A 13,783-nucleotide genomic window follows, 5' to 3' on the forward strand; every position below is an offset into this window, starting at 1 on the left:
CGGCTAAACAAGGCAAGAAGTGTCTTGATGTAAGCTAAATTAACAGCTAATCTTGGAGCAATTCTGTAGTTGCCTTTTTAGCTTGATATATGTAGCCCTTGCATAAGTAAACATAGAATTTACGTACCGGACGAGCGCCATTATAGATGAAAATAGGTTTTAATTGCGTAACAGAACTGAAATAGGATTTCAACAAATTATTTGGAACTGTATCTTTTTCGCTGTTTTTAAATCTGGGGTCAGAGTCAATAAAAATAGCACTCTTTCCGTTTAACAAGGACAAATCAGTCCCTATAAAATCAAACTGCAAGGCATTCTGGCCAATTATGTTTTGTCCATAAATAAAGGAATCGTTGTAAAGATTTAATTCTCCAGCAGTTTTATAGCTATCAGCAGAAAAAACAAAATCTACCTGATATTCACTTTTAATGGCATTTGTTTTTTTTGAAAGCGACTTCCATCCTACCCAGGTATCATCTGACCTAATTTGAACAGGATAAAATAAAACTTCAACCAGCAAACCTAGGTGCACAATGAACGAAATAATCACCTGCAAGTTAATCCATTTTCTGTTGATTAAACTTCCTGCCAAAATAGTTCCGGTGATGTATGCCGGCATCATCCAGTTTATCTTAATCCAATAGATTGGCGAGAGCAGTAAAAAAGTTAAAAATATGGGAAGAAAGAAACAGAGTAGAAAAACGCCGGTAGTAGACATTTCACTCCATTTCGAAGCATAACTTCTAATAAGCTGAACCACGGAAACGATAATCGAAATAAAAAGCACGGGGATTAAAAGGGCTAGCTGATGCCCAAGAAGACCTAAAATAAATTTTGGTTTTAAGGTAAATGCGGCCGCCTCGTGCATACGTTGGCTACCCTGAAAAGCAAAAGATGCAAAGTGATTTTCTATATTCCAGATAATGACAGGTGAGGAAACTGCAACCATTATTAAGCATGTTAACCATGGCCAAAAAGTTAAAAGGTACTTTCTGTTAGAATCTGATAACAATAAAAAAAGTATCATTCCGGCTGGAAGAAAAACCGCGGTGTATTTACTATCGAAAGCAAGGCCCATTAAAACCCCGGCCAGGAGCCAGTATTTTTTCTTTTGATTGAAAATGGCCTCATAAAGTGCTATAAGCGAAAGGCTCCAGAAAAATAACAGGGGCGTGTCCGGTGTTGAAACCAAAGAAAGGATGCTCACCATTAATGTACTCAAAAAAAGCACTATGATCTTTTCGGCCTCAAATTTTGGAAAAAGCCGTATGGCCAGTTTATATACTGCAATACAGGTTAAAGCCGTCAAAACAGAATCGGCCAGTTTGATGGCAAAAACGTTTTTGCCTAAAACAGTTGTGAAAAGCCATAACAGATAAGCAATAGCAGGTGGGTGGTCGAAATAGGAAAGGCTTGGATGCTGAGAATAGAAAAAATAATAAGCATCCTGTGGCATAGGGCCCATTATCCAAATAGAAATAAGCCTGATGAAGACGATGGCTACCAACATATAGAATGGTACTTTCCCAATAAAGGAACCTTGGATTCTATTTATGAAATTCATGATAAATATTAAATTACGATGAAGTAAAACCTATAAGTAATAGTCGGGAAACTGGGGCATCTAAAATCTTCCGGAAAGCATTAAGCCCGATGCCCCGGGTTGGTAAAAGGGCATTAAGGTAAATTTGCTATCCTTCTTTTTATTGAAGATCTGTTTCATGTAAGGATAAACGAGGTAAGCAATCTTAGTAGATGCGATACCGAATCCGGCACCGGCAACAACATCACTAAACCAGTGTTTATTATTGTACATTCTTAATGCTCCGGTGGCAGTGGCCACAAAATATCCTGCATAACCAATCCATGGGTTCACATCTTTATATTCCTGATGCAAAAATTCCGCAGCCATAAATGCAGAAGCGGTATGGCCCGAAGGAAAGGAATTTGTACCCGAAAGATCAGGCCGCATACGCCCTATACCTTGTTTGACAAAATGTGTAGAAACACCCATAATAGCTGCAGAAGTTACATAAAGCATCGATGCATCAAAAAGATTATGTTTCCCTTTGATACCGGAAAGGTTTAATGCGAATACAGCGGCGGCTGGCGCAAACTGTAAATAATCATCAACGTGTGCAGCAAATAATGGATGGTCTTCCTGTAATTCGCCCTTTGTACTAACATCGAGCTGTTTTAAAGCACCGTTATCGTAAACAGCAGCAAAGCCATAACCAGCTAGAACAACTGGGGGAATGAAAGTTGCTACCTTAAATTTCTTTTTCGGAATCGAATTCCCTGAATACCATCTTCTCAAAGAATCTGGAGCGGAAGTGGTTTTCAAAGAATCTACATTTTGCGCAAATGAAGATAATGTTGCTGCCATAGACAGCAACATTATATAAAAATACTTAGCCATTACTAAGGTTTTACAGGATGACCGCTTGCATCAAACAATAAATCTTTTCCCTTTACTTCAGCCTCGTAATTTACGGTTCCATCAGCTTTGGTAATTTTTGCTGCCTCAGCAACTTTCATACCTTTTAGCTTAGCCATAACAGCTGCCGGAAACTCACTTGCCTTAATAGAAACTTCTGTTTCCAGCAAGGCACCGGCTACTGAATAAACTTCCGAAGTTTCCTTTCCATTAAAGGTAAAGCCAGCCTCATAGTTTTGTTTTTCCATCTCCCAATTTACTTTAACACCGGGATGACTTTTTGTGAAAGCAGTTTTAACTGCAGCCGGCACTTTTGCTGCTGCAACCTTCTGTGCGAATGTAGCGGTAACCATACCGCCCATCAATAAAAAAATTCCAAAAATCTTTTTCATAGTTTTTATTTTTTCATCAAAACTATAAAGCAATTATGTAGGAATTCTGTAGTTAATATTCAGTATCGAAAAAAACTGAAAAAATATGCAATTTGTTTATCTGTTTGTACGAAATCTCATATCCATATAGGTTACAAACTTGTTTGGCAATGGCCAGACCAAGTCCCATCCCTTCCGATTCACTAGATTTAGAAAACCGGTCGAAGAGCCTATCTTTCGCATCAAAATCTTTCCCGGTATTAGAGACCACTAATGCGGATTTGGAAAGTTCGATTATAAATTTGCCACTTTGTACATTGTGCCTTACTGCATTGCTAAACAGGTTGTTTAACAATATGTCTGCCAGATAACGGCTCATTGTTAATGTTTTTTCCGTTAGTTTAACTTCAACAGTTAATCCATCTCTTTCAAAAAGCTCCTGAAACTGTCTTACTTTTGATTCTACCAGACCTTTTAGATCAATCTCCTGGGTATCCGGAATTAAGTTGTTCTCGATTTTAGCTAATAACAGTAGGGATTGGTGCAGGCGCGAAAGCCTGCCCGTTGCCTGATAAATATCTTCCAGTAATGCGCCTTGCTGTTCGGTGAAGGTTTCAGTTTGAAGTAAAGAGTCAAGCTTAGAATTAATTACCGCCAGTGGTGTCATCATTTCATGCGAGGCATTATCAGTAAAGCTTTTAAGTTCCCGATAATCTTGTTTCACCCGTTCGGCCATATCATTTACCGATTGATTAAGCTCAATAAATTCGTCTATTTTGGTAGGCTCCTCTTTTATTGCCTCCATTTTTGTTACCTCAAATGTCTTCATTCTTTTGAGTGTGTTGTAAAATGGTTGCCAAAGCCTGCTCAATACAAATCGGTTGATTAAAAAAAGTGTCCCAAGTAAAATCATGGTCACCCCTAAGGTTATCAACAGAATCACCCTCACCAAATCTTCTGATTCTACTCTCGATTTTGTAATGGTAACCAATATATTTTTACCTTTTAAATTCACTGTAGTCACCAAACTTCTTCCGGGCTCTTCCTCATTTTCCTTTGTATTTAAATAGGTGGTGTAGCTAAATTCGCGGATATCGTTTGCGTTACCTGGCGACTCGGCATAAGAAATCTGCTGGTCGAGATAGCTAGCCGGTAATGGCAATTTTTGATATGTATGTGTGTATTGTCGGATCTCATTTTCCTCAACTGCTAAATCCTTATCGAGTTTATTGGTTAAGATAAGGTGTATAAAAAAGTAATAGATTACACCTGTTATAATTAAAATGATTAGCGAGGTGAGCATATTCACCCTGTTGTATCGGGTAGATAACTTCATATCGAGGTAAATTTGTAGCCAATGCCATAAACAGATTTAACGTAATCTTTTGCTCCTGCCTCGGCAAGTTTCTTCTTCAAATTTTTAACGTGTGTATAAATGAAGTCGAAATCATCAGAAAGATCCATTTCATCGCCCCAAAGGTGCTCGGCCATTGCATTTTTAGTGACCACCTTGTTTTTATTTGATAAGAAATATACCAGCAAATCGAACTCCTTTTTGGTAAGCGTCACCGGCGTGTCGTTTACCGTAATCTTCATCGCAGAAACATCTACTTTAATTTCATTAAACTGGATAATGTTATCACCATCAAAATTTTTGCGCCTTATGATAGCGCTCACTCTGGCTTTTAATTCTGAGAGATGAAATGGTTTTACTAAATAATCATCTGCTCCTAAGTCCAAACCAGAAAGTCTGTCATCGAGCGAGTGCCTCGCAGAGATAATAAGCACACCATCTTTCTTATTCATTTTCTTTAATCTGGAGAGCAGTTCAAGGCCTTCTCCTCCAGGCAACCCTAGGTCCAAAAGAATACAATCGTAAGTATATAATTCAATTTTTTCAGTTGCAGTTTCAAAATCAGCAGCATGCTCGCAAACATTTCCTTCACCAGTAAAATAGGCTAAAATGCTTTCATAAAGTGCTTGTTCATCTTCAATAACCAATATTTTCATAGTGTAATTTACTTTCTTTATCTAAATACAGACAATATTTTGAAGCTAACTTATGCGGTTTTTAAGACTTTCTAAATTAAATTTCTTTTTTTCCTGAAGAACCTCTTTTCCATAAGGTGTAAAATATTCATGCGCAGAAAGCATGTTGAAATTTAGTGTATCCCATTCAAGGTTGGTATAAAAAAGGTTTAGATTTGTTTCCCACTCTGCCTTAAGTCTATCCGCGTAATCTTGATAATCGCGGAGTGCAAAATGATAAAAATCAGCATCACAGATCACCATTTGCAATTTATTTTCAGGCTGTTGCGGAAATTTAGTAGCTTTTATACATCCTTTAACGACTTCTATCTTTTCAGGCTCCAGTCCATTTTCAGTTAAAAATTCGGCTGCAATGTTAGCGCTTTCTTCTTCGTGGCCTACGTATTTCTCTGTATAGCCAACATCATGCAGAAATGCTGCCAGAATGAGCAAAAAGCATTCATCATCATTAAGACCAACCGCCCTTCCAATAAGTTGTACACCTTCAACCACCAGTAAAGTATGCTCAAAATTATGAAAATACATTTTATTAGAAAGCCGGCTTTTTAAACGGTCTTCTACAAAACGCTCAACCCTTGTCAGTAAGATTTCCTCAGTTATGTTCATATTGCATCCTAAATCTAATACAATAGTAAAACTGAAATCTGGAGTAAATCTGTAGACTATGCCTTAAGAAACTGGAAAATGTCTGCTCTTTGTAATTGTATTGCTTTAATAAAAGTATTCTTTATTTATTTCTGTCAAACAGATTATCTACAGAATTGTAAAATATTTTTGTATAAATTTAATTAACGTATTATGTGGAGATACTATGCAATTCTATCAGCTTTTTTTGCTGCAGCTACAGCAATTCTTGCCAAAATTGGTATAAAAGGTGTAAATGGAAATCTGGCTACGGCGATTCGCACCTTTGTGATTTTGTTCATTGCCTGGGGAATTGTTCTTGCGACTGGTGAAATTTCAGAACTCAAAACATTGAGCAAAAACAACCTTATTTTCCTTGGGCTTTCTGGCGTCGCAACAGGCTTATCATGGATTTTTTATTTCAAGGCACTGGAAACAGGTGCTGTTTCAAAAGTAGCTCCAATTGATAAATTAAGTGTTGCAATAGCAATGGGATTGGCTTTTTTAATACTAAAAGAACCAATTGAACCTAAAACGCTCATCGGCGGATTGATGATTGTGGGTGGAAGCATTGTTATACTTTTATAATATTGAAGTAATAATCATTACCAATAATTTGGCTCTATGAAGATAAACTGTAATTATTCCATTACAATCTAGAATAACCGTGATAGAACCGTGTTCTTCAGTTTTGCAACAGAATCTCAGGAGATATTTGCATTAACAATTATTTAACCAAGTTACATGCGACACGTTTTATCAATCATTCTCATTTTCAGTTTTTTCACCAATTCATTTGCCCAAAGTAGCCCCGGTAAATCAAAAATAACAGGAATTGTTATAGATGCAACCACAAGAACACCAGTAGATTTTGCAACCATCACAGTATATCAATCAGGCTCTAAAACCCCAATTAATGGCATTAGTTCCGACCCAAATGGGAATTTTTCAGTTAGCGGCCTTACTTCCGGAACTTACAGGGTAACCATCGATTTTATAGGTTACACCCAAAAAGTATTCGATCCGGTAACCGTTTCAGCTCAAAATCCTGTTATTGGGCTTGGAACCATTTTATTGGCATCAAAAGATGCTAACTTACAAAGTGTCACCATTACAGCAAAAACCCCGATTATCGAAAATAAGATAGATAAAACCATTTACAATACCGCCAACGACCTTACCGCACAAAATGGCGTAGCGCTTGATGTATTGAAAAAAGTTCCTATGGTGAGTGTTGACATAGACGGAAATGTTGAACTTCAGGGCAGCGGAAGTGTTCGTTTTCTAATCAACGGAAAGCCATCGAGTATTTTTGGAGCAAGCCTGGCCGATGCCTTGCAATCTATCCCGGCAAGTCAGATTAAAAGCGTTGAAGTAATTACCAGCCCAGGCGCAAAATACGATGCTAACGGAACAGGAGGTATCATTAACATTGTACTAAAAGACAATAAATTTCAGGGTATTAACGGAAGTGCCAATTATTCGATAGGTACCAGACTTCAAAACGGTTCGGTAAACCTAAATGTTAAAAAAGGTAATTTCGGTGTCGGTGTATTTTTCAGTGGCAATCAACAATTTAATACGGTTACTGAAAGTTCTTCTAACAGGGTTTCATATAATGTAGCCAGAGACACTATAAATAATTTCTTTCAGAATGGAAGCAGTCCGCAGAAAAGAGCAAGTTATCAAACTGGATTAAATCTTAACTGGAGCATTACGCCAAAAGATGAACTTACCGCTACTTTGGGATACAATCATTTTAACAATAATTCAAGTGGAACAACCAGTCAGATTCAGCAATATCTTATAGCGGCATCAGGAAATACCATATCAGATACAAGAAGTCTTCGAAATTCGGCCAGTAATTTCAGTGCCAACTCTACTGATGTAAGTTTAAGCTATAAAAAGAGTTTCAAAAAAGAAGGCCATGAATTAGACTTTCTATATAATGCAAGTTTTGGAAATAACCTGGTAAATGCTTCGCAAATTTCGAGTTATGGAAACCACAATCTGCAAAATACCGGATTAAACAGCACCAACCCGGGTAAAGAGAAGGAAACCGAGATTTCGGTGAATTATACCTTGCCTGTAAACAAAAAGTTAACCATAGAAAGTGGTGCAAAAGTGCTTATCGATAATCTTAACAATAGTGTTGTAACCGATACTTTATTGGCAAATAGTTCTTACATTAATAATGCTAACCAAACTTACGGCTTTAATTATAAGCGAAATGTATATGCCGCTTATCTTTCTGCATCTTTTTCACTTTTTAAAGATTTCATTACAGGAAAAGCTGGCTTGAGATATGAGAGAACCGGAAAGGTAGCTGATTTCTCTGGTGCTGCAATTCCTGGCTATAACACTTTTGCACCATCATTTACCTTGCAACATAAACTTGATGACAGCCAATCGATAAAGCTATCATACACATACCGCATTGAACGACCAGATTACGGAGATTTAAACCCGTTTTATAACATCAGCGATCCGCACAATATTAGTACAGGGAACCCACTTTTAAGACCTGAGATCGGCAATAATGTTGAGTTGGGTTATAGCAAAACTTTCGAAAAAGGTGCTAATATTTATTTTGCAGGGTATTACCGTCGCAATACCAACGATATGCAACAACTTACTACTTACTACGATGTATTAACCATAAATGGTGTAGACTATTCGGCCGTTGCTTTAAGCCAGCGAATGAATCTTGGTTCGCAAACTAGTATTGGAGCCAGCCTTTTTGCATCAGTTCCGGTAACCGAAAAACTTAATTTACGCACAAACATTCAGGCAGGAAACAGGAACAATGTTGCTCCGGGACTTACTAGCGTAAGTGCATTTGCCTACAGAGTGAACTTAAACGCCAGTTATCAATTTGGTGGAAATTTAATAGCAGAAGTATTTGGTAACTATAATTCTTCGCAAAGAAACTTTAGGAGTACCAGACCCTCGGTATTCAACTATAGCTTGGCCATCAGAAAACAATTCTTGAATAAAAATGCAAGCATAGGCTTAACTGCGGCAAACCCTTTTAACCGTTACATAACTCAAATTCAAACCAGTTTTGGCCCGAATTTCGACCAAACCAATATTAGACTTGTACCTGTTCAGTCATTTGGATTAAGTTTATCATATAAATTTGGAAAGCTTCAATTCAAAAAAGAATCTAAAGAAGATAATGCACCACAGCTCCCAGATGTTGGTGGAAATGGAAAATAAATAGAATTTAGCTAAAACAATTGTTAATGAAATTACCTCAGAATCTATTCTTTGCCTTCAAATAAATTCTGGGTGACGCACATTCAGATGAATACCTTAAGGGGCATACAAATGGTTGCCCTTTTCATTTAATCAATTTTCTATATGATTTCACTATTTAACAGCAAAACCATAGGTTCAGAATTTCTACAGATTTTGGTTTTAGATTGCAATCGGAAAACTTAATCCATGAAAATATCAGATAACTTCATCTGTATTTTCATGGATTTTAAAACTAAATTCTGATGAAAAATTACAAGCACATTTTAAGGCTTTTCTGCCTTTCTATATTCTTGCTGGCCGACGATGTTTGCGCACAGGAAAAAAAAACCAGCATATCAGGCCAGGTTAAAGAGGCCAAAAACAAACTCACTTTACCTTATGCCAATATCATTCTTAAAAAAGTTGGAGATGATAAATTTTCTGGCGGAACCATTTCCGATGACCAGGGACGTTTTGTAATGAAGGATGTTAATCCTGGCAACTATCACCTTCAGGTGAGCATTGTGGGTTATATGCCTTTTCAAAAGGAAATCACCGTTGGCAGTTTAAGCCCCTTTATTGATTTGGGTATTATCGAACTTACCGAAGATGCTCAAAATCTGCAAACCGTAACGGTACAAGGCACAAGCAATGATGGGCTTTCGTCAAAACTGGATAAAAAAACCTTCGATTTAAGCAAAAACACGAGCCAGTTAGGCGGTTCTGTTTTGCAAGCGATGCAAAATCTCCCGGGCATTAGCATTCAGGATGGAAAAGTGCAACTCCGTGGTAACGATAAAATTGCGGTATTAATCGATGGAAAACAAAATGCTATTACTGGTTTCGGTAGTCAAACAGGATTGGATAATATTCCTGCATCAGCCATTGAAAGAATTGAAATCATCAACAATCCGTCCTCAAAATACGATGCAAACGGTAATGCCGGAATTTTAAACATCATTTATAAAAAAAATAAACAAGAGGGTTTTAATGGTAAGGTTGGTTTAACAACTGGTCTTGGTGCAATTTGGTTGAGAAAAGAAAACCTGCCGGGAATTAGCCCTCAATATCAGTCAACACCGAAAATTAATCCATCATTATCGCTTAATTATAGAAAAGATAAGCTTAACACTTTTGTTCAGGCCGATTATTTATACACGCAAACCTTAAACAAAAACGAGTTTTCGCAACGCATTTACACCGATGGAACAATATTAAACCAACAGGTAAAACGCAACAGAACCACCACTTTTACCACAGTAAAATCGGGTTTTGATTATAACCCAAATGACCACAATAGCTTTATCATATCTGGCTTTTTCAACCGTGAAAAAATCGGCGATTTAGGCGATATTCCATATTTCAATAGCGATTATTCTGTGAGAAATCGATTATGGCAATTTGTTGAAGATGAAGTAAAATATACCGCAACGGGCTCTGCAAACTATCAACATAAATTTGTCCAACCCGGACATACTTTAAGTGCTGGTTTCAATTATACCTGGCATAGGGAAGATGAAAAGTATTTTTTCAAAAACATTATGCCAACCTTTACTGGAGAGGATTCATTTAAGCTTTTGTCTGATGAGCATGTTGCCGATTTAAACATCGATTATATACGCCCGTTAAAACAAGGCCGCATTGAGGCTGGCTTAAAATATAGAAACCGCTTTATCCCAACGGATATGCAGTTTTTCCCTGGCATAAATTCGCCCATTGATGTAAACGCTGGCGGTTGGGCAGATTATAGTGAACAAATTCCTGCCGTATATGGAAACTACGTTTACGAAGATAAAAACATTGAGCTTGAGGCGGGTTTACGCGTTGAATACGTTAAGGTAGATTACAAGGTAAATCCGAACCATAATACGTATAAAAGTGACGGTTATGAGTATTTTAGACCATTTCCGAACTTAAGACTTGCTTACAAAATTAACGAGCGCAATAGGTTATCTGCATTTTACAGTCAAAGGGTTGATAGGCCAAATGAGGTAGACATCAGAATATTTCCAAAGTATGATGAGCCTGAGCTTTTAAAGGTTGGCAACCCTACTTTAAGACCTCAGTTTACCCACATGATGGAACTGGGCTATAAAAACAATTGGGAAAAAGGTTATTTCTATCTCTCCGGATTTCATAAAATTGTAAATGGAACAATTACCAGAATAGCGACAATTGTCCCCGGTAATACCATTGTTTATAACATTTTCCAAAATGCCGGAAGAAGCTACAATACCGGAGGCGAATTATTAATTCAGCAGGAATTAACACCATGGATATCTATGAGCATTAGCAGTACCATTTACCAAAATACCATCAATGCTTTTACGGTCCAAAACCAATATCCAGTACCAACAACTTATAGCATTCGAAAAGAATCTATATTATCTGGAAACCTGAAGTGGAATGCGCAATTAAAACTGGATAAGAACACAGACATCCAACTTTCGGCTACCTACCTCGCTCCCGATTTAATTCCACAAGGAAAAATTGGCTCGAGATTTTCTGCTGATTTAGGCATAAAAAAACAGATCCAAAATGGAAAAGGTGAGCTATTTTTAAATGGTAACGATATTTTTAATACACTAAAAATTAAAAGGGATATCAATGGAAATGGATTTCGTTTAACGAGCACAGATTATTATGAAACACAGATTTTTAGATTAGGTTACAGTTATAAATTTTAAAGGTCTGCTTTTTATCTGCTAATAATTATGAATACCAAAAACTCAGATGGTGCGGTCAGTTAAAATGATCACCTGAAATAAAGAAAGTCAAAATACTTATGCGCCGGTGCAAACTGCTCATAGTCATCGACGTGCGCGGCAAAACGGGGATGATCTTCCTGAAGTTCATCTTTTGGACTGATATCAAGCTGTTTGAGCTCCAGTTTGTTGTGGAAAGCTAAAAAACGGTAACCCATCGGGACTACAGGCAATATAAACCTTATCGCACTGATCCGGCTTTATTAATTTGAAGGTCTCTCTACAGCCTTGAAGCTGTAGAATCCATCAGAATTTCAGGAGCGAACGCTGCAGCGCCCTACAGGGTATTGCAAAACGGCGAAAAGAAGAACGGATAATAAATACCGGTTTATTAATTTGCTTTGCCTGCCTAATACCTTCCTTATATCCAAAATAGGCATCAAGTCTGAGTGGGGCATGGAATTTAATGCCATCTTTGGGCGGTCCATTTCCTAAGCTTACCGGCGCAGATTTAACTGCTAGTAGCCCCGCGGTATAAAGGTCGAAATACTGTGTACCTTGGGTAGGGAGAAACGCAGATACACTTTTTAAGGGTACACCCCACATGCCCGAGATGAGAATCACGGTAAATGCAAGTACAACTACAGCGCATCAGCACCAAATATAATGGTAACCAGCAGTCCTAATACCACATAAATCAAGATTATGAAAAACCCGTAAAGCGATGCCTTCCAAAAAGCCCTTTCCTTTTCTGCACCTTTTGTAAAAAAACTAACGGCTAAGGGAAGTATTGGAAAGACGCACGGCATCAATAGGGCCGCCGTGCCACCGACAAAACTGGCCAAAAAAATTCCCCAGATGGTTCTGAGCTCCGCTTTCTGTGCCACAGGTACTTTTGTTTGCAATATAGCACCTGATTTTGCGCAATCTTTCGAAACAGGGCTTTTAATTGTTGCGGCGGAACCCTCTGGAAAACCTTTGATTTCGGTAAAAACAAGTTCATCAGGAGTCTTTTCCTGCTGCCTGCCCTGCAGAATATGTGCCGTAGCAAAGAGCAATAGCGTCCCAGGACAAATCTTTTTAGGTTTATCATCATCAGAATTATATGTGTGCGTTATTGTTTTAACGAGCCTTATTTAAACTTGAGGTTCAATGAAACGATATCGGAAACCAGGCTTGTTGAACGCGAGTAGTGGCCATACCTCAACTCGAGCATATTCAGTCTTTGCCAGCCAAAAACACCCTTAGGGGGCGCAAAGCGAATACCTGCGCCATAAAAATCACTGGTAAGTGTCGATAGGTCATAATCGCTGGTAAAATATTGTTCGGATGGCGAATGCTGGCCATAAGGTGCAAAGTATTTGGTTCCCACCTGATTGTTATAACGATAAAAAGGGCTTATAGAAAAGAATGAATTGATCTTTATCGGTATTTCAAGCTCTGCAGTATGCGCCCTTATTCCCCAGTTATCCATATAATAACGGTAAAAAGTCCGGATCACAAAACGGTCATCCAAAAAGTAGTTCATGCGTAATCCGATAGGAAGTTTGTAACGCTTATCGGGCAGAGTTTCTGAACGCAGCGAACCATCGGTAAAATAATCACGCTGGTATCTGGTGGCGAGCAAGCCTTTCTGATAGGATGGTTCCAGGATCAATGAAGCCTGAAATTTCTGCGAAATTACCTGCGAGAGCGAAAAGGATGCACTGAATGAATTTCTTGGCGCAGTATCATATTGTTCCCCGCCCCTCCCGGTATTACCCGTTCGCAGTTCTACTGGCAAGATGACCGTCCACTGATCCAAAAATGCCTGGAGCTTAAAGTCGAACTGGGTATTTTTATCTTTTGATAATCGGGTCAGATCGAAAGCTGCTCCCATTGACTGGTAATCGAACTCTGTTGAATAGGATCCTGTGAAACCAAAGGAATTCCCGGTTTCTTCATTGGAGTGTGTCCATTTTAAGGAAGGATAAATACGGGTATCTGCTGAAGATGCTGAAGAAATGGTATTCATATCGATTTTATCTGAAGATGCCGAAGTATAATGATCTACTCCAAGCTCAAAAAGAAAAGTATTTTTTCTGCCCCTCTTATTGAATTTGGACATCTGCAGGTCGATGGTGTTGGCAAAATCGCTCAGTTTCTCTGTGCCTATCCCCCCTGTAACGGCAGAATTATTTCCATTTTGGTGGTAATATGCCGAAACCAGGTTAATCTCATCGATTTTAAGTTTTCTCGACTGGTACTTACTGCTGTCTGCTTTTGCAGGTTCAGGCCTGGTTTGCGCATAAGTGCTCAATATACCGAAGTACATAAAAAGCACATGAAGATATATTTTTTTCATTTTCTGATCCTAA

At 38.1% G+C, this 13,783-nt stretch carries 12 protein-coding genes; 3 read left to right on the plus strand and 9 right to left on the minus strand.

What is annotated here, in order from left to right:
- Positions 1 to 46: 46 nt before the first annotated feature.
- Genes EHC72_RS21110 through EHC72_RS21135 form a run of 6 tightly spaced genes read right to left on the minus strand, consistent with a single transcriptional unit; the run spans position 47 to position 5,463 of the window.
- Positions 47 to 1,564, minus strand: coding sequence for an ArnT family glycosyltransferase (locus tag EHC72_RS21110; protein ID WP_131539710.1), 1,518 nt, complete (start codon positions 1,562 to 1,564; stop codon positions 47 to 49).
- A gap of 60 nt (positions 1,565 to 1,624) precedes the next feature.
- The gene (locus EHC72_RS21115) at positions 1,625 to 2,386 is read right to left on the minus strand and encodes a phosphatase PAP2 family protein (RefSeq protein ID WP_246029475.1); all 762 of its coding nucleotides are present in this window, start codon (positions 2,384 to 2,386) and stop codon (positions 1,625 to 1,627) included.
- A gap of 35 nt (positions 2,387 to 2,421) precedes the next feature.
- Complete coding sequence (locus EHC72_RS21120) at positions 2,422 to 2,829, minus strand: hypothetical protein (RefSeq protein WP_131539712.1); 408 nt, start codon at positions 2,827 to 2,829, stop codon at positions 2,422 to 2,424.
- Positions 2,830 to 2,881: 52 nt separating this feature from the next.
- Positions 2,882 to 4,144 carry a sensor histidine kinase gene (locus tag EHC72_RS21125; RefSeq protein ID WP_131539713.1) on the minus strand — a complete coding sequence of 421 codons (1,263 nt, stop codon included), beginning with the start codon at positions 4,142 to 4,144 and terminating at the stop codon, positions 2,882 to 2,884.
- Positions 4,141 to 4,818, minus strand: a complete 678-nt coding sequence (locus EHC72_RS21130; protein WP_131539714.1) for a response regulator transcription factor — start codon at positions 4,816 to 4,818, stop codon at positions 4,141 to 4,143. Before EHC72_RS21130 ends, EHC72_RS21125 begins: the two co-directional genes overlap by 4 nt.
- Positions 4,819 to 4,863: 45 nt before the next feature.
- The gene (locus EHC72_RS21135) at positions 4,864 to 5,463 is read right to left on the minus strand and encodes an HD domain-containing protein (RefSeq protein WP_131539715.1); all 600 of its coding nucleotides are present in this window, start codon (positions 5,461 to 5,463) and stop codon (positions 4,864 to 4,866) included.
- 192 nt (positions 5,464 to 5,655) lie between these two features.
- Between EHC72_RS21135 and EHC72_RS21140 the strand changes: the two genes are divergently transcribed.
- The 3 genes from EHC72_RS21140 to EHC72_RS21150 all read left to right on the plus strand — a co-directional run bounded on the left by EHC72_RS21140 (position 5,656) and on the right by EHC72_RS21150 (position 11,408).
- Positions 5,656 to 6,069, plus strand: a complete 414-nt coding sequence (locus EHC72_RS21140; protein WP_131539716.1) for an EamA family transporter — start codon at positions 5,656 to 5,658, stop codon at positions 6,067 to 6,069.
- Positions 6,070 to 6,225: 156 nt separating this feature from the next.
- Positions 6,226 to 8,700: a TonB-dependent receptor domain-containing protein gene (locus tag EHC72_RS21145; RefSeq protein ID WP_131539717.1), complete on the plus strand. Its 2,475-nt coding sequence runs from the start codon at positions 6,226 to 6,228 to the stop codon at positions 8,698 to 8,700.
- Between the two features lie 284 nt (positions 8,701 to 8,984).
- Positions 8,985 to 11,408 carry an outer membrane beta-barrel family protein gene (locus EHC72_RS21150; RefSeq protein WP_131539718.1) on the plus strand — a complete coding sequence of 808 codons (2,424 nt, stop codon included), beginning with the start codon at positions 8,985 to 8,987 and terminating at the stop codon, positions 11,406 to 11,408.
- 324 nt (positions 11,409 to 11,732) lie between these two features.
- Here EHC72_RS21150 and EHC72_RS21155 read toward each other — a convergent pair whose 3' ends face one another.
- The 3 genes from EHC72_RS21155 to EHC72_RS21165 form a co-directional block, all read right to left on the minus strand.
- Positions 11,733 to 12,050, minus strand: a complete 318-nt coding sequence (locus tag EHC72_RS21155; protein WP_131539719.1) for a hypothetical protein — start codon at positions 12,048 to 12,050, stop codon at positions 11,733 to 11,735.
- 17 nt (positions 12,051 to 12,067) lie between these two features.
- On the minus strand, positions 12,068 to 12,484 hold the full coding sequence (locus tag EHC72_RS21160) for a hypothetical protein (protein ID WP_131539720.1): 417 nt from the start codon (positions 12,482 to 12,484) through the stop codon (positions 12,068 to 12,070).
- A 74-nt stretch (positions 12,485 to 12,558) separates the two neighbouring features.
- Positions 12,559 to 13,770, minus strand: coding sequence for a DUF3570 domain-containing protein (locus EHC72_RS21165; RefSeq protein ID WP_131539721.1), 1,212 nt, complete (start codon positions 13,768 to 13,770; stop codon positions 12,559 to 12,561).
- Between the last annotated feature and the right edge of the window lie 13 nt (positions 13,771 to 13,783).

The sequence above is a fragment of the Pedobacter nototheniae genome (assembly GCF_004335085.1).
Taxonomy (GTDB): Bacteria; Bacteroidota; Bacteroidia; order Sphingobacteriales; family Sphingobacteriaceae; genus Pedobacter; species Pedobacter nototheniae.

Excerpts from the sequence above, each read along its gene's own strand:
- EHC72_RS21150 (WP_131539718.1), top strand. The coding sequence starts at position 8,985 with ATGAAAAATTACAAGCACATTTTAAGGCTTTTCTGCCTTTCTATATTC.
- EHC72_RS21130 (WP_131539714.1), bottom strand. The coding sequence starts at position 4,818 with ATGAAAATATTGGTTATTGAAGATGAACAAGCACTTTATGAAAGCATT.
- EHC72_RS21135 (WP_131539715.1), bottom strand. The coding sequence starts at position 5,463 with ATGAACATAACTGAGGAAATCTTACTGACAAGGGTTGAGCGTTTTGTA.
- EHC72_RS21120 (WP_131539712.1), bottom strand. The coding sequence starts at position 2,829 with ATGAAAAAGATTTTTGGAATTTTTTTATTGATGGGCGGTATGGTTACC.
- EHC72_RS21165 (WP_131539721.1), bottom strand. The coding sequence starts at position 13,770 with ATGAAAAAAATATATCTTCATGTGCTTTTTATGTACTTCGGTATATTG.
- EHC72_RS21110 (WP_131539710.1), bottom strand. The coding sequence starts at position 1,564 with ATGAATTTCATAAATAGAATCCAAGGTTCCTTTATTGGGAAAGTACCA.
- EHC72_RS21115 (WP_246029475.1), bottom strand. The coding sequence starts at position 2,386 with ATGGCAGCAACATTATCTTCATTTGCGCAAAATGTAGATTCTTTGAAA.
- EHC72_RS21140 (WP_131539716.1), top strand. The coding sequence starts at position 5,656 with ATGTGGAGATACTATGCAATTCTATCAGCTTTTTTTGCTGCAGCTACA.
- EHC72_RS21125 (WP_131539713.1), bottom strand. The coding sequence starts at position 4,144 with ATGAAGTTATCTACCCGATACAACAGGGTGAATATGCTCACCTCGCTA.
- EHC72_RS21145 (WP_131539717.1), top strand. The coding sequence starts at position 6,226 with ATGCGACACGTTTTATCAATCATTCTCATTTTCAGTTTTTTCACCAAT.